The organism is Oricola cellulosilytica, from assembly GCF_019966575.1.
GTDB lineage: Bacteria > Pseudomonadota > Alphaproteobacteria > Rhizobiales > Rhizobiaceae > Oricola > Oricola cellulosilytica.
The window spans coordinates 357,699-382,582 of sequence record NZ_JAINFK010000004.1 but is presented as its reverse complement, the minus strand read 5'-3'; the positions used below and the strand labels follow the sequence as shown (position 1 = coordinate 382,582).

At 60.0% G+C, this 24,884-nt stretch carries 24 protein-coding genes; 13 read left to right on the top strand and 11 right to left on the bottom strand.

Features of this window, described 5'->3' with window-relative positions; translation table 11 throughout:
* Positions 1-3: 3 nt before the first annotated feature.
* On the bottom strand, positions 4-1,188 hold the full coding sequence (gene mnmA, locus LC298_RS11875) for a tRNA 2-thiouridine(34) synthase MnmA (protein ID WP_131567412.1): 1,185 nt from the start codon (positions 1,186-1,188) through the stop codon (positions 4-6).
* 204 nt (positions 1,189-1,392) lie between these two features.
* On the opposite strand from mnmA, the gene sciP reads away from it, so the two are divergent.
* Complete coding sequence (gene sciP, locus LC298_RS11870) at positions 1,393-1,668, top strand: CtrA inhibitor SciP (protein WP_131567411.1); 276 nt, start codon at positions 1,393-1,395, stop codon at positions 1,666-1,668.
* A gap of 23 nt (positions 1,669-1,691) precedes the next feature.
* Here the strand turns inward: sciP and LC298_RS11865 are convergent, their stop codons facing one another.
* Together LC298_RS11865 and LC298_RS11860 are read right to left on the bottom strand one after the other, a co-directional pair.
* Positions 1,692-2,129, bottom strand: coding sequence for a paraquat-inducible protein A (locus LC298_RS11865; protein ID WP_131567409.1), 438 nt, complete (start codon positions 2,127-2,129; stop codon positions 1,692-1,694).
* Between the two features lie 48 nt (positions 2,130-2,177).
* Complete coding sequence (locus LC298_RS11860) at positions 2,178-2,564, bottom strand: flagellar export protein FliJ (RefSeq protein WP_131567407.1); 387 nt, start codon at positions 2,562-2,564, stop codon at positions 2,178-2,180.
* A gap of 413 nt (positions 2,565-2,977) precedes the next feature.
* On the opposite strand from LC298_RS11860, the gene ctrA reads away from it, so the two are divergent.
* Positions 2,978-3,679, top strand: coding sequence for a response regulator transcription factor CtrA (gene ctrA, locus LC298_RS11855; protein WP_131567405.1), 702 nt, complete (start codon positions 2,978-2,980; stop codon positions 3,677-3,679).
* An 83-nt stretch (positions 3,680-3,762) separates the two neighbouring features.
* Here the strand turns inward: ctrA and LC298_RS11850 are convergent, their stop codons facing one another.
* Both LC298_RS11850 and chpT read right to left on the bottom strand, forming a co-directional pair.
* Positions 3,763-4,131 carry a response regulator gene (locus LC298_RS11850; protein ID WP_223385640.1) on the bottom strand — a complete coding sequence of 123 codons (369 nt, stop codon included), beginning with the start codon at positions 4,129-4,131 and terminating at the stop codon, positions 3,763-3,765.
* Positions 4,132-4,281: 150 nt separating this feature from the next.
* Positions 4,282-4,923, bottom strand: coding sequence for a histidine phosphotransferase ChpT (gene chpT / locus LC298_RS11845; protein ID WP_131567401.1), 642 nt, complete (start codon positions 4,921-4,923; stop codon positions 4,282-4,284).
* A gap of 274 nt (positions 4,924-5,197) precedes the next feature.
* Between chpT and LC298_RS11840 the strand changes: the two genes are divergently transcribed.
* Positions 5,198-5,806 carry a DUF1134 domain-containing protein gene (locus LC298_RS11840; protein ID WP_131567399.1) on the top strand — a complete coding sequence of 203 codons (609 nt, stop codon included), beginning with the start codon at positions 5,198-5,200 and terminating at the stop codon, positions 5,804-5,806.
* A 98-nt stretch (positions 5,807-5,904) separates the two neighbouring features.
* Positions 5,905-7,131, top strand: coding sequence for a coiled-coil domain-containing protein (locus LC298_RS11835; protein WP_131567398.1), 1,227 nt, complete (start codon positions 5,905-5,907; stop codon positions 7,129-7,131).
* Position 7,132: 1 nt separating this feature from the next.
* Here the strand turns inward: LC298_RS11835 and LC298_RS11830 are convergent, their stop codons facing one another.
* Genes LC298_RS11830 through LC298_RS11820 form a run of 3 tightly spaced genes read right to left on the bottom strand, consistent with a single transcriptional unit; the run spans position 7,133 to position 9,535 of the window.
* Positions 7,133-7,939, bottom strand: a complete 807-nt coding sequence (locus tag LC298_RS11830) for a TrmH family RNA methyltransferase (protein ID WP_131567396.1) — start codon at positions 7,937-7,939, stop codon at positions 7,133-7,135.
* A complete protein-coding gene (locus LC298_RS11825) occupies positions 7,932-8,771 on the bottom strand; it encodes an isocitrate lyase/PEP mutase family protein (RefSeq protein ID WP_131567394.1) in 840 nt (279 codons plus the stop codon). Before LC298_RS11825 ends, LC298_RS11830 begins: the two co-directional genes overlap by 8 nt.
* Complete coding sequence (locus LC298_RS11820; RefSeq protein ID WP_131567392.1) at positions 8,768-9,535, bottom strand: HugZ family pyridoxamine 5'-phosphate oxidase; 768 nt, start codon at positions 9,533-9,535, stop codon at positions 8,768-8,770. The genes LC298_RS11825 and LC298_RS11820 overlap by 4 nt, the downstream gene beginning before the upstream one ends.
* A 121-nt stretch (positions 9,536-9,656) precedes the next feature.
* On the opposite strand from LC298_RS11820, the gene LC298_RS11815 reads away from it, so the two are divergent.
* On the top strand, positions 9,657-10,271 hold the full coding sequence (locus tag LC298_RS11815) for a thymidine kinase (protein ID WP_131567677.1): 615 nt from the start codon (positions 9,657-9,659) through the stop codon (positions 10,269-10,271).
* Positions 10,272-10,330: 59 nt separating this feature from the next.
* Here LC298_RS11815 and LC298_RS11810 read toward each other — a convergent pair whose 3' ends face one another.
* A complete protein-coding gene (locus LC298_RS11810; protein WP_131567390.1) occupies positions 10,331-10,699 on the bottom strand; it encodes an SPW repeat domain-containing protein in 369 nt (122 codons plus the stop codon).
* Between the two features lie 239 nt (positions 10,700-10,938).
* On the opposite strand from LC298_RS11810, the gene LC298_RS11805 reads away from it, so the two are divergent.
* From LC298_RS11805 to LC298_RS11780, 6 genes are all read left to right on the top strand, one after another.
* Positions 10,939-12,027, top strand: a complete 1,089-nt coding sequence (locus LC298_RS11805; protein WP_131567389.1) for a hypothetical protein — start codon at positions 10,939-10,941, stop codon at positions 12,025-12,027.
* A 34-nt stretch (positions 12,028-12,061) separates the two neighbouring features.
* On the top strand, positions 12,062-13,216 hold the full coding sequence (locus tag LC298_RS11800; RefSeq protein WP_131567387.1) for a hypothetical protein: 1,155 nt from the start codon (positions 12,062-12,064) through the stop codon (positions 13,214-13,216).
* A gap of 30 nt (positions 13,217-13,246) precedes the next feature.
* Entirely contained in the window at positions 13,247-15,160 is a 1,914-nt protein-coding gene (locus LC298_RS11795; RefSeq protein WP_131567385.1) for an AAA family ATPase, read from the top strand.
* A gap of 54 nt (positions 15,161-15,214) precedes the next feature.
* Positions 15,215-16,495 (top strand): DUF6638 family protein, encoded by a 1,281-nt coding sequence (locus LC298_RS11790; protein WP_131567384.1) that lies wholly within the window; start codon positions 15,215-15,217, stop codon positions 16,493-16,495.
* Between the two features lie 35 nt (positions 16,496-16,530).
* Positions 16,531-17,634 carry a DUF2333 family protein gene (locus tag LC298_RS11785; protein ID WP_131567382.1) on the top strand — a complete coding sequence of 368 codons (1,104 nt, stop codon included), beginning with the start codon at positions 16,531-16,533 and terminating at the stop codon, positions 17,632-17,634.
* Between the two features lie 136 nt (positions 17,635-17,770).
* Positions 17,771-19,450 (top strand): formate--tetrahydrofolate ligase, encoded by a 1,680-nt coding sequence (locus LC298_RS11780; protein WP_131567380.1) that lies wholly within the window; start codon positions 17,771-17,773, stop codon positions 19,448-19,450.
* Between the two features lie 13 nt (positions 19,451-19,463).
* Here the strand turns inward: LC298_RS11780 and LC298_RS11775 are convergent, their stop codons facing one another.
* Both LC298_RS11775 and LC298_RS11770 read right to left on the bottom strand, forming a co-directional pair.
* The gene (locus LC298_RS11775) at positions 19,464-20,267 is read right to left on the bottom strand and encodes an extensin-like domain-containing protein (protein WP_131567379.1); all 804 of its coding nucleotides are present in this window, start codon (positions 20,265-20,267) and stop codon (positions 19,464-19,466) included.
* 2 nt (positions 20,268-20,269) lie between these two features.
* Complete coding sequence (locus tag LC298_RS11770; RefSeq protein WP_131567377.1) at positions 20,270-21,259, bottom strand: L,D-transpeptidase family protein; 990 nt, start codon at positions 21,257-21,259, stop codon at positions 20,270-20,272.
* A gap of 275 nt (positions 21,260-21,534) precedes the next feature.
* Between LC298_RS11770 and LC298_RS11765 the strand changes: the two genes are divergently transcribed.
* Entirely contained in the window at positions 21,535-23,754 is a 2,220-nt protein-coding gene (locus tag LC298_RS11765) for an anthranilate synthase (RefSeq protein ID WP_131567375.1), read from the top strand.
* Positions 23,754-24,662, top strand: a complete 909-nt coding sequence (locus tag LC298_RS11760; protein WP_131567373.1) for a cation diffusion facilitator family transporter — start codon at positions 23,754-23,756, stop codon at positions 24,660-24,662. Before LC298_RS11765 ends, LC298_RS11760 begins: the two co-directional genes overlap by 1 nt.
* Positions 24,663-24,884 lie beyond the last annotated feature (222 nt).

Genomic DNA, 24,884 nt, shown 5'->3' with positions numbered 1-24,884 from the left:
GTCTCACCCGGCCAGAGCGGTTTCCCGTTCCAGGCGTTCGAGCATGTGCTGGGTTTCCAGCGCACGTTCAGTGCGGTCTATGAACCCGCCGCCTAAAACGCGTGCGCCGGCACCGTCACCGTCATAAAGAACACAAGCCTGACCCGGCGCTACACCCGTTTCGCCGACTATCAATTCGACTTGGACGCTGCCGTTTCCGGCGAAAAGGCGAGCCTTGACGGGTTGCGCGGTTGAGCGAACACGGGCCATCACCTCGATGCCATTCTGTTCTATCGAAGCCATCGGGGTCGCGCCAAGCCAGTTCATGTCCCGCAGATGCAAGAGGCGCGTCTCGAGCGCCTCGCGCGGTCCTACGATCACGCGGCGACGTCGCGCATCGAGCTTCACCACGTAAAGCGGATTGCCTGTTGCCACGCCAAGACCCTTTCGCTGGCCGATCGTATAATGGATAATACCATCGTGATGGCCCAACACGCGGCCATCTAGATGCACGATGTCGCCGGCGAGCGCCGCGTTCGGACGCAGTCTGGTGATGACGTCGGCATAACTGCCCTGTGGAACAAAACAAATATCCTGGCTATCGGGCTTGCCGGCGACGACAAGGTCCATCTCATCGGCAAGCGCGCGCGTTTCGTCCTTGGTCAGATCTCCGAGCGGAAAACGGAGGAAATCGACCTGTTCCTGAGTCGTTGCGAACAGGAAGTAACTCTGGTCGCGATGGGCGTCGGCCGGGCGATAAAGGGCGCGATGCCCTCCGTCGCTTCGGGAGCGTATGTAATGGCCGGTTGCCAGTACGTCGGCGTCGAGATCGCGGGCTGTTTTCAGGAGATCCGCAAACTTCACGGTCTGGTTGCATGAGACGCAGGGGATGGGTGTTTCGCCGGCGAGATAGGATTCGGCGAAGTTCTCGATGACGGCTTCGCGAAACCGGCTTTCGTAGTCGAGCACATAATGCGGAATGCCGAGCGTCTCGCAGACGCGCCGGGCGTCGTCGATATCCTGACCCGCGCAGCACGATCCGGTCTTGCGGACGGCTTCACCGTGGTCGTAAAGCTGCAGGGTGATGCCGATGACATCGTAGCCATCGCCATGGAGCAGGCCCGCAACTACAGATGAGTCGACCCCGCCGGACATCGCCACGATGACGCGCGTATCTTCTGGTGCTTTGTCTATGTCGAGCGAATTCATGGCCACAACTTCGGTTGCAAGGGCGCCATATAGCCAGTTCCCGCCTGTTGTTCCAGAGGGTTTGCCGGAAACACGACGGTTCATACGAGGCGCCGAACGCCTTGGAGGAGCCGTTACCAAATGCCTACTCGCCCCTTAGGTGTTTTTTAAAGCTGTCTCCCTAGTGTGACGATAGTGACTGGTCTTGATTATGTAGTGAGTACAATGACCGAGCAGATTCGACCACGCGTCAAATATGTAATCGGGCCCGATGGTAGCCCCTTGACGATAAATGATCTTCCGCCGGCGTCGACAAGACGCTGGGTGATCCGGCGGAAGGCCGAAGTTGTCGCAGCAGTGCGGGGCGGACTGCTCAGTCTCGAAGAAGCCTGTCAGCGCTACACGCTGACCGTCGAAGAATACCTCTCGTGGCAGGCTTCGATCGACGAGCATGGACTTGCGGGTCTTCGCACGACGAGGATTCAGCAGTACCGCCACTAATCAGTTTCGCATTTCCGGTACTTTCATCGCAATAATGCCGTCGCCGCAGCTGCGGCCGCAGCGGACAGGCCGTAAAACCACAGGCCGGGTTGGGTGAATGCATCTGCCAAGCCCGACGTCTTCGCAGCGAAGATCAGAAGGGCGACCAAAAGAACATCCGTCATTGACCATTTGGAGACGATTGTCAGTGCGCGCCGAATGTGTTTGCTCCTGGCCCTGTCGCTGGCCGCCAACAAGGCTTGCGCGGCGAGAATTTTCCCCGCCGGAAAGGCAACCGAGAAAAGCGCGACAATTACCGCCAGCAGTGCGTCGCCGGCGATCCAGAGCTGTCTTATTATCTCGGCCAGCGAGGGCGTGCGTGAGAAGAAAACGAGATGCTCGAACCGTAAGAGCGGCTGGCTGACGCCAAGCGCCAGCGCGAACGCGGCGAGAGCCAGGAGAATCGCTGGGAGAGTGCGCATGATGCGCACCTTAGGTGGGGTTGGCAGATCACGGCAAGCGAAGTTGCGTCAGCCGATCATCGCCTTGCCATGGGGAGCGGGCGCGTTCTGGATCTCGGCTCCGCGCGCTTCGCGGACTTCAAGTCGTTCTGCTTTCTGCAGCTCGCTTTCAGCCTCGAGCAGTTCTGTTTCGGCGCTGTCCTTTTGCTGCTTCAGATCACGTATCGAGACTTCCAAATTATCTCGGCGGGTCCGCGCGGCCTTGGCGAAGGTCGGATAAGCGAAGTGGCTCGTGTCGCTGATGCCCGCCTTCTTTTCTTCCGTCGTGATCTGGGCGTCAAGCTCGCTCGCCATTCGATCGAATTCCGCGATCATGGTCTCGAGTTGCATGACCTGACGGTGTTTTTCCGCCACCTTGAACTGGCGAAGCCGGATCATATTGTCCCGTGGTTTCATACTCAAAACTCCAAACACCAACACGTCGTAACATCGCAATACACAGGGTTCGCCTTAACGATTGGTTCCCGCGCCGCGGTTAAAGCCCGGCTTGGTAACACTTCGTTTACGTCCTGCGTTAATGATAGGCCGTAACCTTTAAGGCGGGGTAAACCTGAAGCGTCTGCCGGGGCGTGAAATTGGTGAATCCAATGAATCACTTACATCGAACTCTTGATGCAAATCTTCATTTGATCAATTTTTGAATGTCTTGTGATTTCAGCCATTTAAAGGAATGGATTAACGAGGAATGAAGCCTTGATGAACCGGAATATTTTTTGTTAACCATTCCATGTCAGCTTACAAGCGGGCAAATTTGATTCTGTCGCAGGACCGGCCCTGACGGAAAAGCTGCGCGGAAGAAGGGGAAAGAAATGCGAGTTTTGCTCATCGAGGATGACAGCGCGATCGCCCAGAGCATCGAGCTTATGTTGAAGTCGGAGAGTTTCAACGTCTATTCGACAGATCTCGGCGAAGAGGGTGTCGATCTCGGCAAACTCTATGACTATGACATCATCCTGCTTGACCTGAATCTTCCGGATATGTCCGGCTACGAGGTTCTGCGTACCCTGCGGTTGTCGAAGATCAAAACGCCGATCCTCATTCTTTCGGGAATGGCCGGGATTGAGGACAAGGTCCGCGGGCTTGGCTTCGGCGCAGACGATTACATGACCAAACCGTTCCATAAGGACGAACTGGTCGCCAGGATTCATGCGATTGTCCGACGCTCCAAGGGGCACGCACAGTCCGTGATCACGACCGGCGATCTCGTCGTCAATCTTGACGCAAAGACGGTAGAGGTGGGTGGCCAGCGGGTTCATCTGACGGGCAAGGAATACCAGATGCTCGAACTCCTCTCGCTGCGCAAGGGAACAACGCTCACCAAGGAGATGTTCCTGAACCACCTGTATGGCGGCATGGACGAACCGGAGTTGAAGATCATCGACGTCTTCATCTGCAAGCTGCGCAAGAAGCTCGACGCGGCATCGGGCGGCGTCAATTACATCGAGACCGTCTGGGGGCGCGGATACGTGCTGCGCGAGCCGGACCAAGTCTCAATGGCCGAAAGCGCCTGATATCAGCAAACGCTGCCCTAGCGAAAAGCACTCAAAACCGGACTTCGCGACGAAGTCCGGTTTTTCTTTGGCGACGAGGAAGGTCAGGCGGCTTCGCCGAATTCCTGAACCCGCTGGATGAGTTGTTCGCGATCAAACGGCTTCAACAGGTAGTCATTCGCCCCGGCACGTTTCGCCTTCATCATCACCACCAGGTCCAACTCGGTCATCATGACGAGAATCACCGGCTGCTTGATTTGGCTGGTGGCCCGAAGCTTCGTGACAAATTCGACCACATCCATGTCCGGCAACTGGCTGTCGACGATGACGAGATCGGGGCCCTCGCCGCGGATCGCTGCAAGAGCCGCAACGCCGGTTTCCGCCTCATAAACGTGCTCCAATGGCGCCGTGAGGATGCGCTTCGCAACCTTGCGGACGACGCTCGAACCGTCGACAATCATGCACCGTGTCATTTCGATACCCTTCTTCCAGGCTTGTCCTCGTCCCGGACGTCCTCAGTAACGCTACTAACAATACCCCCAGTCGTTGAAAGAAGACGAAAACAGGTGTGCTCGATTTGAACGAATGCAGTCTCCTTTCGTTAACCAAACAAGCATCAGCACTCACGAGGCGGTAAAAACGATCTTTTCGTCGTCTGAGGCGATGTCGAGTTTCATTCCGGATTCTTTGGCTAGAAGCAGCGTATAGTAATGCTGGACACCGTGCGCATCGATCGGCTCCTCCGCCACCGATCCGGAGATTGCTCCATCGTACAATTCCTGAAACTTCGGCGGCACCCGCAGCATCTTACCGGTTACGCTCACCGTGAATGACGGCGTTCCGTTCGGGTCTTTCAAGGCGACGTCGAGGGTACCGCCGCGCGGTATGGATCCGTTCGCAACCAAGATCAGATTCAGCAAGAGCTTCACTTTGTTCTTCGGCAAGTAGGCCCGCTCGCCTGACCAGCTAAGTTCCGGCTTCTCGCCGCGGATGTATTCCCTGGCGACCGTTTCTGCGTCGCCGGTGTCGATCTGAACGCCTGCGGAGCCTGCCGCGCCGAAGGCAATGCGCGCAAACTGCAACCGCGCCGATGCATTGCGCGCGCTGGTACGTATCAGATCCATGGCTGCCTCGTCGGCGCCGCCTTCGTCCAGAAGCTCGAGCCCGTTGTTGATCGCTCCGACGGGGGAAATAATGTCATGGCACACACGGCTGCACAGAAGTGACGCGAGGTCCGTCGGAGATAGGTTAAAGATCGAGGTCATGTTTCGGGCTCCGGTTTCCCGCAGAGCGGGACTCGATAGATTTGCGCTTAACGAATAGCATTGCCGTTTCAGCGGGAACAAGGAGGCTACGCGAGAGGCGGTGGACAGACCGCCGGCTTTTCCCAACTGGCGCCTTAACAGTGCGTAAACTCGATGCGCGTAATGCTTCAGACTTGCCAGAGAATCCGAAATGGACGTGGCAGGACAGGATGATGGCCGCAAGCGAAGACGGTGTTACGCAAATGCGCTGATTGGAGAGCGGGAAGGAACCGTCATGACCAGACCTCACAATTCGGCGGCGTGTGCCGTCCCTGTCCCTAAAATTACGTTTGCGGTGGTGACTTTTCTGGTCTTCCTGATCGCAGCGGCGACGCCCATGAAGGCCCGCGCCCAGGCCAGCGAAGCTTACAACGTGCAGGAAATAATCGACGCCGGCCACAATTTCTTCGGAGCGACATCGGGGGGCCTGGCCTCCGTTGTCGAAAAAATATTCGCCGAGTACGGCCTGCCTAACGGCTATGTGCTCGGCCAGGAAGGCAGCGGCGCGTTTGTTGGCGGCCTGACTTACGGCGAAGGCATGCTGTATACGAAGAACGCTGGCGACCACACGGTTTTCTGGCAGGGACCGTCCGTCGGTTGGGACTTTGGCGCCGACGGAGCGCGAACGATGATGCTGGTCTACAATCTCGAAAGCGTGGGGTCATTGCATGGGCGCTATGGCGGCGTTGCGGGCTCGGCCTATATCGTTGCCGGTCTCGGGTTCAACGTTTTGCGGCGCGGCAACGTGCTGCTGGTGCCCGTGCGCACCGGGGTGGGCGCTCGGCTTGGCGTGTCGATCGGGTATCTGAAGGTAACACCGATGCCAACGTGGAATCCCTTTTAGGAACCAGGGTCTGCGACCAGCGTTCCTTTCCGGTGCACTGGAATGTTCGCGGCATCCGTGCGAGATGCTAAGAACATGGACGCACCGGGAAATCGGCCTTGATTGAAACGGCACTTATCTTCGCGCTTGGCTTTCTGGCTGCTGCGCTGTTTGGTCTGATGATCGCGCCAGCCATTTGGCGGCGCGCAGTGTTTCTTACTAGAAAGCGCATCGAGAGTGCGTTGCCGCTCTCCATCAACGAACTCAACGCCGAAAAGGATGCGCTGCGCGCCGAGCACGCGATGGCAGAGCGGCGACTGACCATGCGTCTCGACGCGATTCAGGACAAGAACGCGCGCTTAATGGTGAATGTCGCCGACAAGGCCGGCGAGATCGATGCCCTCGAGCAAAGCCTGGCCGACAGTCTGGCCCGGGGGGCCAAACTCGAAAGCGAGCTTGAAGAAACATCCGAACGTCTTGACGAACGAACCACCGAACTTTCGCAAACAACGATTGCGCTGGAATCAACGCGCAGCGAACTGGAAATGCGTTCCTCTGCGTTGGAACGGGCGCAAAGCGAAATCGAACTGTTGTCGGGACGAATAGCGGATGCGCGGGAGGACATTTCCGAACGGGATGCAAAGATCGACGGGCTTGCAGCCAATCTTGCCGAACTGAAGGCGGCGCGGAAAGAATTCCAGCAACAGGTACGCTCCCTGCGTGCGGAGGCTAAAGCGACTGCCGAAATGCTCCGTGCCGAGCGCAAGAAGGTTGCCACGCTTGAAGAGCGGATCGAAGAGTTCATTCACGTGAAATCCGATCTCGAGGCGACCGTTGAACGGCGGGAGAAGCAACTCAGCAGGTCCGAAGAGCGGCAGGCGATTGCCGAGGGCGATCTGCGAGAGATGGAAGAGCGAATGCAGGCCATCGAAAACGAGCGGCGGGATCTCGAAAAAGAGGCAGGGGATATGACGCTGCATATCAATAGTCTGATGTCTGTGATTGGCGATGACGATCCTGAGCGTTTCCTGGCGGCAGCCCGAAAGGACGCCGAGGCGCAGGCCTCCGAGATTGCAACGCTTCGCGAGGAACGCGATCGCCTTAACCTTGAACTGAAGCGGGTAAAGTCTGAAAAGCAGCCGGATGCAGGGGATGCCGTGCTGCGCGAGAAACTCCATCAACTTGCAGCCGAGGTTGTCGCTATGGCCGCGCGTATCGAGGGTCCGAAATCGCCGATCGAAAGCATTCTCGAAAAGGATGATGGCTCTCCGGCAACAGACGTGGTCAGTCTTGCCGAGCGCATTAGAGAATTGCAGCGCAAAGCGGCCACGCAGCAGAGCGCGTAAATCAAGTTCGCAGCGACCTGATGCGATAAAGAGCCAAAGCGCCGGCAGTTGCAACGTTCACGCTGTCGAAGCCATCGTCCATCGCAATGCGCAACGTGCGAAGCTTCTCCAGCCAGCGCTGGTCCAGCCCGTGTCCCTCGGATCCGAGGACCAACGCCTGGCGTTCTTCAGGAGTCCAGTGAGCAATTTCCTCGCTTCCGGAGGGGGAGAGAGCCGCGATCGAAATTCGGTTTCCTTCCAGAAGGCCAATAATATCTGTGAATTTCGAGAATTGGTGAAACGGCACCTTGAGGACGCCGCCAACCGACACACGGAGTGCCTTGCGGTAGAGCGGGTCGCAGCATTCGCCATCAAGAAGCACGCCGTCGACGCCGAAGGCTGCGGCATTGCGGAAGATAGCGCCCATATTGTCGTGGTTTGAAATCCCCGCGAGCACGAGAATGGTGCGCCATTGAGCAGGTACGGTCTGCAGGGGGTTGATGGTTGTCGGAATTGCGCCAATGGCGAGTATGCCGCGGTGAATATGAAAGCCGGCAACCGCATCCATAACCTGTTGCGTCGCGACATAGACGGGGACCTCGAGGGGAAGCTCTTGCAGGAGGCCCCATACCCCTGAGAGCCGATTTTCCAGAATTAGTGCAGACCGGACCGGAAAGCGGTTCTGTGCGACGAGAACCTGCAGAACGGTTCTGCCTTCTGCAATGAACATGCCGTGCCGCTTGACCAGATCGCGCTCCCGTATGTCCCGATAGGGCTCGACGCGGGGATCGCTGGGGTCGTCGATTGGAATGGGAAATCGGTCAGTCATCCGCACCGGAGCCGGCCGTCAGCATGGCGTCAATTGTGGCTCCCGAAGCCGCAGTTGTGAGTGGTGAAAAATCACCAAGCTCGAGAATGGCTGCCGTCGCCTCGACGAGGGTCTTTTGTGTCGCGCGCGCGATCGCCGAGCCCACACTTACGCGTCTCACACCGGCCTTTTCGAAGTCTGCAAGCCTGTATTTCGAGAACGGGCCCGCCGCAAGGGCGTTGATCGGTGCCGAAACACTGGCAACAATTTGTTCAAGGCTCTCCATGTCCGGTGGAAGAGGCACGTAGAGGAGGTCTGCGCCGGCTTCCTCGAACGCACGAATCCGGCGGATCGCTTCCTCGACATCATAGACGCCGTTCATCACGCCGTCGGCGCGCGCGCAGAACACGAACGGTCTGCCCAGCGAGCGTGCCATGGCGGCAGCCGCGCGCACCCGCTCGACAGACAGATCGAAGGGGTAGGCCGGATTGCCTCCCGTCATCATCGTGTCTTCGATCGAACAGCCCGACAACCCTGCCTCGGACGCAAGACGAATCGTTCTGGCGACGCCGTCCGGATCGTCGGCAAAACCGTTCTCGAAATCTCCCGAGACGGGCAGGGCCGTAGCGGCTACAAGCGCCTCGGCATGGGCAAGTGCTTCGTCGCGACTGACATGGCCCATGTCCGGACGTCCGAGCGTGAACGCGAACCCCGCGCTGGTGGTCGCGAGCGCCTTTGCCCCAAGCGCCGCCATGACCTTGGCAGAGCCAATGTCCCAGGGATTGGGAATGATGAAGCAGCCCGTGCCATGCAGATTTCTGAAGGTTTCGTGGCGCTCGGACAGTGTTCTCATTTGCCGATCCCGGCTTCCGAGCGCGCCTTCGCCGCCATTTCCGCGAGCACTCGGCGCATTTCGGTGCCTGAAGAGAGCGGCGCCGGATACCAGACGCGGCACGTTCGGTCCCGATCGACAAGATCCATGCCTTCGCTGTCAAGCGTGGCGATATGCCACTTTCCAGGTCCGGCCTTGCCGAGAACTTCGGCGTAGAGAGCAATCGTGTCGCCATGATCTTCGTTCATGTGCGCGACGGCGCTCTCTTCCATTTCGGCGACGCCGAACACGTCACCTCGAAGGGCGAGATCGTCCAAAGTCAGTTCGTATGCCTTGCCGAAACCACCATTCAGTTTGGCGCTTTCGATTTCCAGCCGGAAGAACGAGAAATCGCCGAAATCAGCGTAGAGCGACGCTTTCGGCTGGCGTGCGAGATAGCGGCGCCTTGCGCGTTCGCTCTCCGCAGTCCCAGGCTCGACCCGCTTTGCCCGCGCAAAAACCGTGACCCGTGGATGTGCCAGAGGGTCGCCGTTGCCGGGCTCGCCGACCAGCAGGGAACACCGGGAATCTGTGGTCAAGGCCGCGGTATGCCATGACAGTGATGAAACAAGAATGAGCGGAGTGCCATCGCAATCGGTCGCGAGGGCTACGCGGCTTGCGCCGGGAAATCCGCTGTCCGACACCGTCACCGCGAGCGCGCCGTGGCGGGCGGTGGCGAGAAGGGAGCGCGCCAACCGTATCGCATCATCGTCGGTTTCGCGTATGACGTTTTTTGGTTCAGGCACTTAATGCGGTTCCAGTCGATGATTGTCTGTTGATGCGGACCTGCCCCCGATGGCCGCACACCAATGCAGCGTTTATGTCATCGAAAACGAATTGCTGAAAGGCGCAACGCGCGAACTCGCAATGGCCAAACTCTACTTTCACTATGCGACGATGAATGCAGGCAAGACGACGATGCTGTTGCAAGCCTCGCACAACTATCGCGAGCGCGGCATGCACACGATGCTTTTCGTTGCCGGCCATTACCGCAAAGCGAGCGACAGGGGATACATCTCTTCGCGCATCGGGCTGGAGGCAGACGCGGAGATGTTCCGCGAGGGGGACGATCTTTTCGACCGGATTGCGGAACACCACCGCTCCAGGACAACGCATTGCGTCTTTGTCGACGAGTCGCAGTTCCTGCTGGAAGAACAGGTGTGGCAACTGGCGCGGGTCACTGACCGGCTCGATATTCCGGTGATGTGTTACGGGCTGCGCACCGATTTCCAAGGCAGTCTCTTTACCGGTTCCCGGGCTTTGCTTGCGCTTGCAGACGAACTGCGAGAGGTGCGCACCATCTGCCGATGTGGACGCAAGGCGACGATGGTCGTGCGCATCACACCGGACGGCAAGGTGGCGCGCGAGGGCGACCAGGTGGCAATCGGCAAGGAAGCCTATGTCTCGCTCTGCCGAAAGCACTGGGAAGAGGAAATGGGCCGCGTGCGTGCCGAGGATTTCATCGGATTTGCGGCGAGGTAGCAGCACAGCCACCCCGATCCGGCTGGCCGGGTCACCGCGGCCAGCCGTAAAGTTCGTCTTCAAGCCGCCCGGTTGCGGTCCTGCCAGTATTCCAGTGCGCCGAGCAACACGACCAGCGCGCCGGCAAGCATGTGGAAACTGGCCTCGACACCGCCATATCCGAAAACAAATGGCGACGCGATCAACCACGCACCGGCCAGCATCTCAAGCACTTCCTCCCAGCGGCGCCAGCTAACGTTCTCCAGCATCGCGAGGGCAATTATCAACACACCGGTGACGCCTGCGGAAGTGAGTGCCAAGGTGCTGCCAGTGACGTCGATCGCGATCGGCGCCAGCAGCACCGCGACGCCCAGAAGCGCAGATGCAATATCCTCCCAGGAGCGGTGGGTCGCCAGAAAGTTCCAGTTGTGGGTTTCAATTTTAGCCATAGTTGCCTCCAGTCTTGCGCTACAAGCGGCAATCCCGATCGGGCTACAATGACAATTTGCTCCCGCGCGGATTCCGCACGCAAGTCTCAGATTTATGTGTGTGCCGGTCGGACCTTTTGCAAGATGGCCTGCTTGTCAATTGCGATGCTTCATCCGGCTGCCTTCAAAACCCGCTCCGCAGCGTCTATATCGCTAAAGGTCTCGCGATCGGGCGCGGTCCAATATGAGAGGGCTTTTTCATGGCGACGTTGCAGAATTTTGACGCCGAGATCGAAAAGACCAGGCAGGTCGTCGAGGACATGCGCGCGAAGATCGATCAGTCCGGCGTGGTGCTCGACAGGTTTGCTATGGATGACGAGACGATCGGCGAGGCAGACTTCGATATCGAGAACGCGCGTATTCAGGACGTTCTCCGCCAGCAGAAGGTGATGGAGGGCAACATCGCCGACCTGATTATAGGACTGGAGGACGCGACCAATGTATTCGGTGCCGAGTTCGAAAGCATGAAGTCCTATTCGAGCATCGAGAAGTTCATCGGCCTGTTCTCCAAACAGCGGATGCGACGAATGCGCTCTGATCGGGTCAGGAACATGTCTCTTGCCGGCAATCTGCAGGAACTGCTTGCCAAGTCGGACACGATTGTCGGCATTTTGAAAAACCAGAAGGACGTGCTCGATAGCCGCTACAAGACTTCCGAAGACAGCCTCCGCACGGTGATTGAACGCAGGAAGGACACGATGGGGCGGCTGGAAACGACGCAGAAACGGATCGAGGAACTTAATCCGATGCTGCTCGACCTGGAGAACCAGATTGCAGCGTCCACCAACCAGAAAGACCGCACGGAACTGGAGGGCGAGCGTTCGAAACTCGCCACCGAATACAATGAGCAACAGGCCAAGGAGCAGGAACTGCTCGCCGAAAGCCAGACACTTGAGCGGTACACCTCAATGTTCCAGACGTTCGTGGATTCGCTGAACAACCAGATGGCGGCCCAGAACACGTTGATCAACAAACTGACAATCGATACCGAGCAGCGCATCGTTCTCTATAAGTCGCTGGAGGACTCGCTGAAAACAGCGGCACAGCAAGACGTCGCGCACAAGATCAACACACTGGGCAGCCAAGTGGACACCGCCGCCGAAACAACGATGGCGGGCATCGGCGCAGCGGCGCAGAAGCACATTGGCGACCTCCTTGAAATGCACGAGAAGAACATGGTCGCGACCCAGGACATCCAGCGCAGGAAAAAACTTGCTGACGACGCCTTCGCGCGCCGTTTTGATGAGGTGATGAAGAAGCACGACGCCGCCAACTATGTACGCCCGTGAGCGCGGGCGAGCGGAGAGGCGAGGGCGATAGGCGGTGAAAACGGATGCGGCAAGGACGGCCCCGGTCGATCGCTATTTCGCATCAATTCGCGCGGCGCTTGCCGGACTCGATGTCTATCTCCGCGACAATTCCTCGCCATTCTACCAGCATGGCCTCGTTGCCCAGATTGTGGTCGACTACATTGAGCGTCTGGCCACATCCTTCGAATGCTGGCGACATCACCTCGACCACGCGTCGGCATTCCGCATATCGCGCGCCGATAGCGGATTTCCGGTCTTTCAGAATGTGCTCGAACTGGAAAGCGACCGGCGAACCGCGAAGGCGCGACTGGCGGAAATCCCGCAGCCCGATGTCCTGCGCGCCGAGATGGCCGACTTCATTTTGCGCCACAAGGCCTTTCCGCGCGACCTGCAGCGTTCGATGGCCGAGCGGCTCTATCTCGAGGCGGTTCAGGAAGGTCACGTCTTCTCGCCGTTGATCCTGCCCGAGACCATCAAGGTGTCGGTCAACCCCAAGACCAGGCGGCCCTACTATCTCACGCATTGGGGCGCGTTCGACGGCGCGTCGAACCTGCCCCTAGTCTATACGGTGGTCGTCGAGGACTCGTCTCCCGATCTCGTCGATCTACTGGTTACGCCGGACGGAAAGCTGAACGAGAGCGTAGATATACCGCTGCCGGTGGGCGGGTTGCTCAATCCGAAGCTTGCCCGCCAGTTCGACGCATTCGTGGAACGCAATTCGGCGTATTCTCTGTCGCCATCAACCATCGCGACGAACATGGACAAGGACTTCGAGACGCTCCACCCGAAGCAACTGCGCCGACTCGTGCTCGGGCCGTTCTATTCGGCGGGCATCACCGAGCACAACGACCGGGTGAACTCGATTCTCGCCAAGGTCGGGAACCCGGCCAATGCCTGGCTTTTGACCTGGACTATCCAGGATATCTATTCGAAGTCCGAAAGGCCGGCGCGCAAGGGCCTTTGGTCGTCGGAACCGGCGCGCGAGGAATTTCACATCGAAACCGGCGAACTGGACGCGGCGCGCATGGGCGTATCGCACTATGAGAACCACGCGCTCGTTCCGCACGAGGCCTACCAGGCATTGTATGCCTCGGGCGAAACGCGGAGTGTGTTCGCAGGTTACCAGACCCATATCATTTCCGGCGGGCGGGTAATTTCGGATGTCTGAGCCGGACCTGTTTCAGGGGAACGCGATTCAATGGATATCGGTCTGACGCGCATCGACGAGGAAGCCATCGTCAAACACCGGGCCACGGCGCAGTCTTTCGTCACGCGCATCATCGTGATGGAGGATTCGACCGGAAAGTCGGACACGACGCTCGCCGGCACTGGCAGACGCTTCGTGTCGACGGTCTCCACCGGCGGCGTGCGACGGACCCGGGAGATCGAACTCGGCAGACAAATTGCCTCCATCCGGCCGGACGAAGCCATGCTTTCGCCGGCTCAACACAATCTGCTCTACCGCGCGCGGCGCGGCATCGCGATCGCGCTCGCCGTCAGCGATCTGTTTGCGCGCCAGACCGAACTGGAGTCCTTGCAGTCGCGCAACCGATCTGCGCCGCTCGCAGGCGACGACGCGGTACGCTTTAAGACGCTCATCAGCGCGGGGGCCTATATCGCGGCCTTCACGCTGTCTGCATACCTGCTGCAGATGCTTGACAGCGACACTGAGCCGGGCAGCGACCCCAACGAGCCGGACCTCCTGTTCGATACGCCGCAGGATGCGCTGAAGTCGATCATCGCCGGGCTCGCAGATGCGATCGACGGCGTGCCGGACGAGGCTGCCATGCTTCAGCGTGCCAAGGCCTTTGCACGTATTTCCGTGGACGGCCTGCTTGGACGGCGCGCGCGTTTCACGGGTCTCGGCTCGTTCGAGGACAGCCATATCCGCATCGAGGCGGACGATTTCACAATCAACGGTTTCGACGTCACGCCCGGCCAACGGCGCAAGCCGTTGGCGATGCAGTTCAAGAAGCCGAATGAGATTATCGGCAACCACATCGCCAAATACCAGGCAACGAAGCTCGCCAAGATGCTCGTCGCCTATGATTTTGACCGGCAGATGAATCCATTCGTCGAACTCGGCGGGTTCCTCTTCACCTTTATCGGCGACGGCGCCCCCGGCACCGGTAAAACGATCCTCATCCAGATGATCGCGGGGCTAATCAACGACTATTGCGAAGTAGCGGGCTATCCTTTCCACTACGAGAATTTCGGGGTCGATCAGATCTCGTCCTATCAGGGCAAGTCGGGCCAGAACTGCAAGGAGTTCGTTAACACAGTCCTCAATCCGAGAGCGATCGGGTTCGGAACGATCGACGATATCGACCAGGTTGCCGCCAAGCGCTCCGATGATCGGGCTTCCGCCGGCCAACACGAGGTGACAGGTGTCCTGATGGAGAGTTTCGCCGGCGCGACGACGGTCGTGCGCGGCAACTGCACCTTCGGAATGTTCTCGAACTATCCGGAGAATGTGGACGATGCGTTGCGCCAGCGGGCGGGCGCCCGGTGGCTGGTCGACGGGCCGCAAACGGAAGCAGATTACATCGACATCTTCGTGCTTCTGGCCGGCAAGAACCATTCGATTCCTCTCGGCGATCACGATCTCTACGAAGCGCAAGCAATCCGGAAGGCCGTGGCGGCAGCTTACGAGGGCCACGACAGGCCGCAGGAAGACGGCCTGCTCGCTGTCTACGAGCGCTTCATGGAGGAGCGTGGCGAACCAAAGACGATGGCCGATGTGGGCGCCTATCTTCACCGCGTCAAGCTTGCCGAGCCGCGCTTTACCGGCCGGGCGATCAAGAACATCACGGACGCCATCAAGATGCGCGCGATGGATATCGATCTTCCGGACGAATGGTTCGAGACGCCAGACGCCTTCATGCGCAAGCCCTACGACGGCAAGAAAGCAATGATCGAGGAACTGCGTAGTCCGTTCTCGATGGGCATCGTGATGCAGGAGATCAACCGCTATGCCGATTCCGAGTTCCGCTACACCGACAAGTCCGATGCGGCTGCCGTCGAGACCATCATTCGCAACGAGCGGCTGCGCAACAGGGCGGTGAGGGAAATCGGCGCTTTGAAGGAGAAGGGACTGTGGGGTGATGGCTAGGGCCTCGCTTTTGAGCCCCGGGCATCCAGTCACTGCCGACGCGGAGAACCATGAGTGAAGCGCCTTTACGACAATGAACTGATCTACGGCCGTTTGCTGGCGGTCAGCCAGCCGCATCTCGTCGAGCGTTACAACAAAGCCCTCCAGGCCTTCGGCCTGCAGCCAACAGCACTGGAATCCTTCGAGATCGACAAGACAGGGTTCTCGCCGCAAATCGCCGACGAACTGGACGATCCGGACTACCTCGACCCCGCCGGGGTCAACAGGCGCTTCATCATCCTGACGCCCGCGCAATCCACGCTTCCCGTGGTTCACACACGGTTCTCCAACACCGACGCACTCATGTTCGAGTTCTTCAAGGCGAACATCCGCGCGATCAACGCGCTAACGATCAAGGACGTCATCTACGGCGAGATCGAAGACAATATTTCGGTTGTGGAGGACATCGAGGATCTGCTGTCGATCGAGCAGGTGGAGTTCCAGGTACTTACGGCCGAGGACGTGCTGGGCAAGGCGGCGGAGTTGCGCACGATTGTCGACCGCCTGAAAAGCGAACCGGAAGCATGGCGCGACGACGCCATGCTCGAACGGATGGTCGCGCTTGCCAATATCGCCGGCGATATCAGGGAGAACTCGCTGGTTCCCGACCAGGTCGTGTTCCGGCACGATGCTTTCTGGACCAGCCATTTCGGCGGCTGCTACGTTTTCGTAGACGAACGGATGACGACGGTTATCGGCGATCCCGAAGCGCCGGGATTCAGACGGTCGCGCCCGTGGCAGGTGAGCTACCTGTCGATCCGAGACACGGCGCGGGTGTTCCGCTTTCTTTCGGAAACGGGACGGCTCGATCCGCCACGGGCCTCATGGCTGGAATCTTCCGGTTTTCTTGAACATCGTTCCGAAATGGCGATCCGCGGCCTGCTGCGCGAGGCCGAGCCCGATGCCGATCTCAGCCGCATGGACGCCGTCTGGCTGCAGACATGGATTCACCGGCACGCGACGCTGATCGCCAAGGACGAGACGTATCCCTTTCTTAATGCGATGAGACGGGAGCTCGCCCGCTCCGGGCGGGCCGACCCGGCGGAGGCGCCCGAGCAGTTTCGTTTCCTGCTGGCGCGCGCGTGTCCCGATCACAAGGATGCGTGGCTGGTGAACCGGCTTATCACCGAATACGTGCCGAGCGATTTCGTTTCGCGATACGTTTTCAACAAGCAGGAGTTCTACAACGACTACAACGGATACGGCGACGCATTTCGCCATCACGTTGTGGAGACCCTGAAAAAAACCTATCTCACTGACAAGGCCGCTTTCCGAAAACGGCTTTACGGTCTTTGATTTCCGACCTCTGATTCACCTTGGGGACGACCGCCATGCTCGATCCGATCATCAACTTCTTCACACGCCTTTTCGAGGTGATCGGACGGGCGATCGGAACGTTTGTATCATGGTTGATATGGCCCTTCCTGGCGTTTCGCAATTGGCTGCGCGGGCGCGGCTGGTTCATCAAGATCCCGGTCTTCCTGATCCTGATTGCGATCGTCGCGTCCTATGCGTATCTGGTCTACATCACCCAATTCTGGTCAATCGGCGATCGGGACTATCCGGAACAATACGCTTTCGAGACGGAGTACGGCGCCGCCGGTTCACCGAAGGACGATGGGACTTGCCGGCCCTCCGCGATGGTGCAGATTTCGGCCGACCTGATCGACCAGAATGTGAACCAGAACACGTGGGTCCCGTCCAACCCTCTTTCCAAGGCCGGGTTCCTGTTTTTCATCGAATGGAAGGACACACCGTTCTTCGACAACAAGGCGGCGTTTCAGTTGGGGGTGAACCAGGTCGTGCGCCGGACGGCGGTGGAGCTGGTGGATCGGCTTGGCCGCGTTCGCGGCACATCGTCGATCAACCAGAATTTGCAGGAAGCGCGCGAAGCGGCCAATTACCGGGAGAACGCATGGATCTTCACGTTCAGCCCGCCATTCCTCCAGCCGTCCACGCCGGCGCGGCTGCGCGATGCCCGCGAAAGCCTGCTGGCCTTCAACCGGGAGCTGGAGGGATGCAAGGCCGACTTCGACGCGCGTTCCGACAATCTGCTGCAGTTCCTCGACCGGGTAACGGCGGACATCGGCTCGACCTCGGAGATCCTGCAACGCCGCATGGAACAGAGCAATTTCTCAGGATTCGACCGGCGCGCCGATGACCGCTTCTGGTTCACGTACGGCCAGCTCTATGGCTACTACGGCGTGCTCGCTGCCGCTCGCAGCGATTTCCGCGATGTGGTCGGTCAGCGGAACCTGAACGCCATCTGGAACCGTGTCGACGAACAATTCCGGGACGCGCTTCTGGTCAGGCCGCCGTTCGTGGCCAATGGCAGTGCATCGAGTCTCATCAAATCGCATCTCGAATCGATCGGTTTCGATCTGCTGCGGGTGCGATCGAATCTGGTCGAAATACGCGACGTGCTCGAGCGGTGACGCGGCGACGATTGTCGCAATCGGCGCATTGGACGGCCAAATCAAGATTGCCGAAGAGAGGCGAACCTGCGCTCTATACGCGCGCACGTCCGAGGGAGGCGTGTGTTGCCGAGCCCGGCACATCACGGGGAACACCATGGCCGAGTACAAATCCGATATCGAGATTGCGCGCGCGGCGTCGAAGATGCCAATCCTTGAAATTGGCGCCAAGCTGGGCATCCCGTCAGAGGATCTGCTGCCCTACGGCCACGACAAGGCGAAGGTTTCAGCAGACTTCATAAGGTCGGTTCAGGGCCGCCCGAACGGGAAACTGGTTCTTGTGACCGCAATCAATCCGACGCCGGCGGGCGAGGGAAAAACGACGACCACGGTCGGCCTCGGCGATGGGCTGAATCGCATCGGGAAGAAGGCCGCGGTCTGCATCCGTGAAGCCTCGCTCGGCCCGAACTTCGGCATGAAGGGGGGCGCGGCCGGGGGCGGCATGGCGCAGGTTGTTCCGATGGAGGACATGAACCTGCATTTTACCGGTGACTTTCACGCGATTACCGCCGCCCATAATCTGCTCTCGGCGATGATCGACAACCACATCTATTGGGGCAATGAGCTGGGCATCGATACTCGCCGTGTCGCGTGGCGCCGGGTGATGGACATGAACGACCGGGCCCTGCGTGAAATCGTATGCTCGCTAGGCGGCGTTGCAAACGGTTTCCCGCGCCAAGGAGGGTTCGATATCACCGTGGCTTCGGAGGTCATGGCCATCCTGTGTCTTGCGACTGACCTGAAGGATTTGGAGAAACGCCTGGGCGACATTATCGTCGGGTATCGCCGCGACAAGTCACCTGTCTACTGCCGTGACATCAAGGCTGACGGTGCTATGACCGTCCTTCTCAAGGACGCTATGCAGCCGAACCTCGTTCAGACGCTGGAAAACAATCCCGCCTTCGTTCACGGGGGGCCGTTCGCCAATATCGCCCATGGTTGCAATTCAGTGGCGGCGACGACGACCGCTCTGAAAATAGCCGACTATGTCGTCACCGAAGCGGGATTCGGTGCGGATCTCGGAGCGGAGAAATTCTTCAATATCAAATGCCGCAAGGCCGGCCTGAAGCCGGCAGCCGTTGTCATCGTCGCAACTGTGCGCGCCATGAAAATGAATGGTGGAGTCAATAAGGAGGATCTCGGCAAGGAAAATGTCGACGCGGTCAACAGGGGTTGTGCCAATCTCGGTCGTCACATCGAGAACGTGAAACAGTTCGGCGTCCCGGCTGTCGTGGCCATAAACCACTTCACAACTGACACGGAGGTCGAAATCCAGGCGATGAAGGATTTCGTCGCCTCCCAAGGTTCGGAAGCCGTGCTTTGCAAGCATTGGGCGAACGGTTCTGCGGGTATCGAGGATCTGGCGGAAAAAGTTGTGAAGATCGCGGAGTCGGGTTCGGCGCAGTTTTCGCCCCTCTATCCCGACGAAATGAAACTCTTCGACAAGATCAACACCATCGTGCAACGCATCTACCGCGGTTCCGAAGCGATCGCTGACAAGAGCGTGCGCGATCAACTGCATGCCTGGGAAGCTGCTGGCTACGGCCATCTACCTGTCTGCATGGCGAAGACACAGTACTCGTTCTCCACTGATCCCAACCTTCGCGGAGCGCCGACCGGGCATGCCGTTCCAGTGCGCGAGGTCCGCCTTTCCGCCGGGGCGGGGTTCATTGTGGCAATCTGCGGGGAGATCATGACGATGCCGGGCCTGCCGAGAACGCCATCATCCGAAAAGATCCGACTCAACGACGAGGGTTTTATCGAAGGTCTGTTTTAAACCGCAGATGTGGCTACTGGCAGAGCCGGTAGGCACGATTGCGTTCCGCCAGATCGAGATGCAGGTGGTCGTCGTGGTAGGCGTCCGACCCCGGCCCCAGCACGGTCGTGAAGTAGAGACAGGCGCTGCCGCGAACCGCCCGCTGGAAGGCTTCCTCGATCGTACCCTTGCCGGCGCGCGGCTCGACGGGGATGGGATCTCGTCCCGCGAATTCGAATACTGAAATATCGATTGCCGAGCCACGCGCGTGCTCGGATATCTTCGCGCCGGGCTGGCCATTACGGGTTCGGCAGACATAGGTCGAGGCGTGGCGAATGCGTTTCAGCCTGACGCTTTCGCCCAAGGCCTCCACTGAAGGAATGACCGCCTTGTTGACCCATTCTGCGGTCGCGCGAGCTGCGGCGCAGGTCATCTCCGTTGTCGGGCTAATCTCGACATCCTCTGCGACCGTTGAAATCGCATAGGTCGCGGACAACCCGCAAGGGCCTGGTCCATCGATCGCGTCCCGCCGCTTGAACTTCACGCCGAGCGCCTTCAATTCGGATTCGCAGATCGCAAGAGCGGCCTCATTAGGCGGAGGCGGTGCTGGGTTCGCGGTCGCCGCAACATCAGCATCATCCAATGGTTCGATCGCCTTGAGCTCGTCCGCGGGCCTGTGCTGCGGCTCTACCTTTTTCTTCTGCGGCGGCTGGGATTCGGGCATTTGTTCCGCCTTTTCCCGCGGCGCGGTTTCCGGCACAGGCACATCGTCCGGCAGATCGGCAGCCGCAACGAGACCGAGCACAGCGAATATGCTTCCGAGGATGCGGATTTGCACAGCTAGTCCTCGAAGGAGACCTCAATCCCGCTGCTCACCAGATGCGCCAGCTCGGACGCATCCCAATTGGTCATCCGGACGCAACCGTGCGAACTCGTCTTGCCGATCTCTGCGGGCTCCGGGGTGCCGTGCAGGCCGTAAGTCGGCTTGGAAAGATCGATCCAGACGAGTCCAACCGGTCCGTTCGGGCCAGGTGGCAAGGTCAGCGGTTCGTCGTTGTCGCCCTGCTGGAAGTTCTTGTCTGGATTGTAGGAGTACGTCGGCTCGATCGCTACGGCGACCACCTCATGCGTACCGCTTGGTGACGGCGTTTGCTCGCTGCCGATGGTGACGGGATAGCTCAGCACAAGCTTGTCCGCGCTGTCGTAGACGAGAAGGCGCGACAGAGACTTGTCCGCGACGATGCGGGCCACATCGACCTCCGCGTCCTCCCCGGGATCGGCCACCCAGATCTGCGCGCCGGGGCTTGCGAAATCCGCACCGGGGTTAAGCGCGTGCAGAAACTCCACATCCATGTGGAAGCGCTCGGCGAGCTTTTCATCAACCTGCGTGTAGCCGAGCCAATCGAGCTCGGCCAGCTCGGCGTAATCCTCAGGCAAGGGCTCGACAATGTCGGTGAGGTCCTCTTCCGTGATCGTGTAGCTGACGATTGTATCGCCGGTGTTTGCCTGGAGTGCGGACCAGACTTCCTCGTCCATCGTTCCGTCGACCGGCAGGCCGTTTATCGTCTCGAACGCGCGGATGGCCTTCTCGACACTTTCTCCCCCGTATCCGTCAATGACTCCGGGCGATACCGCCGCGCGATCCAGCAAGATCTGGACCTTTGCGGTCAGCGGGCTCTGGCCGTCCGGAAGCGGGCCGCCATCATAGGTCGCATCGTTGACCTGACCGGGCTCGATGGGGGATTGCGAAGCCTGCAGGGTCGTCAGCGAAAGGCCGGTGGCGACCAGGCAGGTGGTGAAGCAGAGGAGCGTGCGGGTGGTGTTCTTCATGTGCTGCTAACGATCGGGCGGCCAAAAAGCTCCGCCGCAGCTCAGTTATGGTGATGCTTTCGGGCCGCGGAGGCAGATTTCGGATTGCGCCACACCCCGGTTCCGACTATTTTCCAGCCGATGACGGAAGAGATGAACATCCAGACAACATGGTGGTGGCGCCGCTCCTAGGCGGTCCCGAGCCACGTCTGCATGCCAGCAATGCCGAACCGCCAAAGCGCAATCGAATGCCTTGGCGGTTTTTTGCTGTCCGGGGCCGACCGGGGAAAGAACAAATGAACTCGACCAATCAAGAGACGGACCCTAACGGGGTGGAACCGGACCTGGCTTATACGACCCGAGGCGGCGTGAGCGTGCGCCGGTTTCGGCGCGAGGCCGACTATCGCACGGCCATTTCCGACTACACTGATCTGCTCGACACCCAGCCGGGTGTGATCCTGTCGTCCAATTACGAGTATCCGGGCCGTTATACGCGTTGGGACACCGCTATCGCCAATCCGCCGGTTCTCATTTCGGCGCATCAGCGGGACCTGACGATCGAGGCGCTGAGCGAGCGCGGAGAGCCGATCCTCAAAATGATCGAGAAGGCGCTGGCCAATGCCGACCACGTGAACGTTATCGAGAGCCGAAAGGACCGCCTGAAAGTCCGGATCGCCGATGCGGGAGGCATCATCCTGGAGGAGGATCGCACACGGGCGCCGAGCGTCTTTTCGGCGCTCCGCGCCATTGTCGACCATTTCCATTGCGAGGAGGATAGCGATCTCGCTCTTTACGGAGCGTTCGGATACGACATCGCCTTCCAGTTCGATCCGATCGATCAGAAGCTCGATCGCGATCCGGCCCAGCGTGACCTGGCGCTGTTTTTCCCCGATGAGATACTGGTGGTCGACAATCACGCGGCAAAGGCGTGGATCGACCGCTACGAATTCTCCGACGGAGAATTGTCCACGGAAGGACTGGACGGTACGGTCGCACCCCAGCCTTTCGAACGCAGCGGCACAACGCCACAACGCTGCGACCACGAGCCCGGCGAATATGCGAAGCTGGTGACCAAGGCGAAAGAGAGCTTCGCACGGGGCGACCTGTTCGAGGTGGTCCCTGGGCAGGTCTTTCACGAGCGATGCCAATCGATGCCGTCCGCCATTTCGCGGCGGCTCAAGGAGACGAATCCGGCGCCCTATTCGTTTTTCATGAATCTGTGCCGCAACGAATTCCTGGTCGGCGCGTCGCCGGAAATGTTCGTGCGTGTGACCGGCCTCCGGATCGAGACATGCCCGATCTCCGGCACCATTCAGCGTGGCGAGGACGCGATCTCGGACTCCGAACAGATCCTCAAGCTCCTCAACTCGAAGAAGGACGAATCCGAGCTGACGATGTGCTCCGATGTCGACCGCAACGACAAAAGCCGCGTCTGCGAGCCCGGCACCGTCCGGGTCATCGGCCGGCGGCAGATCGAGATGTATTCGCGCCTCATCCACACGGTCGATCATGTCGAGGGGCGGCTGCGCGATGGCATGGACGCCTTCGACGGGTTTCTCAGCCATGCATGGGCAGTCACCGTGACCGGCGCGCCGAAGCTGTGGGCGATGCGGTTCATCGAGAACAACGAAAGAAGCCCGCGCGCCTGGTACGGCGGCGCGATCGGCATGGTGAAGTTCGACGGAGACATGAACACCGGGCTGACGCTGCGAACGATCCATATCCGAAACGGAATAGCCTCCGTTCGCGCCGGGGCGACGCTGCTGTTCGACTCCATTCCCGAAGACGAGGAAGCCGAGACCGAACTCAAGGCGTCGGCGATGCTGGCGGCCATTCGCGATGCCGGGAAGCGCAACGAGGGTGCCCAAGGCCGCGAAACGGCGAAGGTCGGGACGGGAGTGAAGATCCTGCTGGTCGACCACGAGGACAGTTTCGTCCACACCCTCGCCAACTATTTCCGGCAGACCGGCGCCGAGGTGCGCACGATCCGAACGCCGGTACCCGAATCGGTTCTGGACGACTATCAGCCCGATCTGGTGGTTCTTTCGCCCGGCCCGGGCAACCCGTCGGATTTCGACTGCAAGGAGACGGTGCGCAAGGCGCGCGAGCGCAATCTTCCGATGTTCGGGGTCTGTCTCGGCTTGCAGGCGCTGACGGAAGCCTATGGCGGCAATCTGCGCCAGCTTGGATTGCCGATGCACGGCAAACCGTCGCGTATCCGCATCAACCATCCCGGCAAGGTGTTTTCCGGTCTGCCGAGCAGCGTCACGGTCGGGCGGTATCATTCGATTTTCGCCGATCCGTCGCGGCTTCCGGACGATTTCATCGTCACTGCGGAGACCGAGGACGGCGTCGTTATGGGGATCGAGCATCGCAGCGAGCCGGTGGCGGCCGTCCAGTTCCACCCCGAATCGATCATGACGCTCGGGCAGAACGCCGGAATGCGGATGATCGAGAACGTGGTCGCGCACCTGACTGCAGGCAGAGCGCGCCAGGACCGGGACGCGGCCGCCTGATGCCGGAGCGCAAGCGCGCTGCACTGGTCCAGCGCCTCGCCATCGCCTCGATCGGCGTGGCGGTCGCCGTTCTGGCGATGAAATTCGCCGCCTGGCGGCTGACGGGCTCGGTGGCGCTTTTCTCCGACGCGCTGGAATCGATCGTCAACGTGGTTGCGGCGACGGCGGCCTTCATCGCCGTCCGCTATGCCCACAAGCCGGCCGATCGCGGCCATCCCTTCGGCCACCACAAGGCGGAGTACATGTCGGCCGTGGTCGAGGGCGTAATGATCGTCATCGCCGCGCTGTTGATTCTGCGCGAGGCGACGGTAGCGCTCGTCACCGGCAATATCGCGATTTCCGAGCCGGGCCTCGGTCTCGGCCTCAACCTCGTGGCGGCGATCGTCAATGGGGTGCTGGCAATGGTTCTGATCCGGGCGGGGCGTGCCCTTCGCTCCCCGGCGCTCGCCGCCGACGGAAGGCACATCATGGCCGACGTGGTGACGTCCGCGGGCGTGCTCGCCGGCCTGGTGCTGGCGCTTCTCACCGGCTGGTTGTGGCTCGATCCGGTGCTGGCGATAGTGGTCGCCGTCAACATCGTCCGCGAAGGCTGGCGGGTGATCTCGGATTCTATCGGCGGACTGATGGACCGCGCCGCGACCGGCGAGGAGGAGGCGCGGATGCGCGCCGCGATCCTGGCGAATGCCGGCGGCGCCATCGAGGTGCACGACATTCGCACCCGGACGGCCGGGCCGGCGACCTTCATCGAGTTCCACCTCGTCGTCGACGGCGCGATGACCGTCGAGGAGTCGCACGCCATCTGCGACCGCATCGAGGACGGGCTGCGCGACGAAATCCCAGGCGCACGCGTCGTCATCCATGTCGAGCCGGATCACAAGACCAAGGACGAGGCGCTGAAGGTCGGGTGAGGGGGCGGAGACTTGCCGGGTGTTTGTGCCCCGCCACGGCCCCCTCTCCGTCCCACAGCCTGTTCTTGGGCTTGCCGAAGGCAAGAACCCGAGGGGACACCTCTCCCCCACGCCGTGGGAGCGACGAAGGGTACTGTGCCCTGTACTCCCCTCGTCATCCTCGGGCTTGACCCGAGGATCCATGGATAAACGGCGCCATTGAGCCGTGGATCCTCGGGTCAA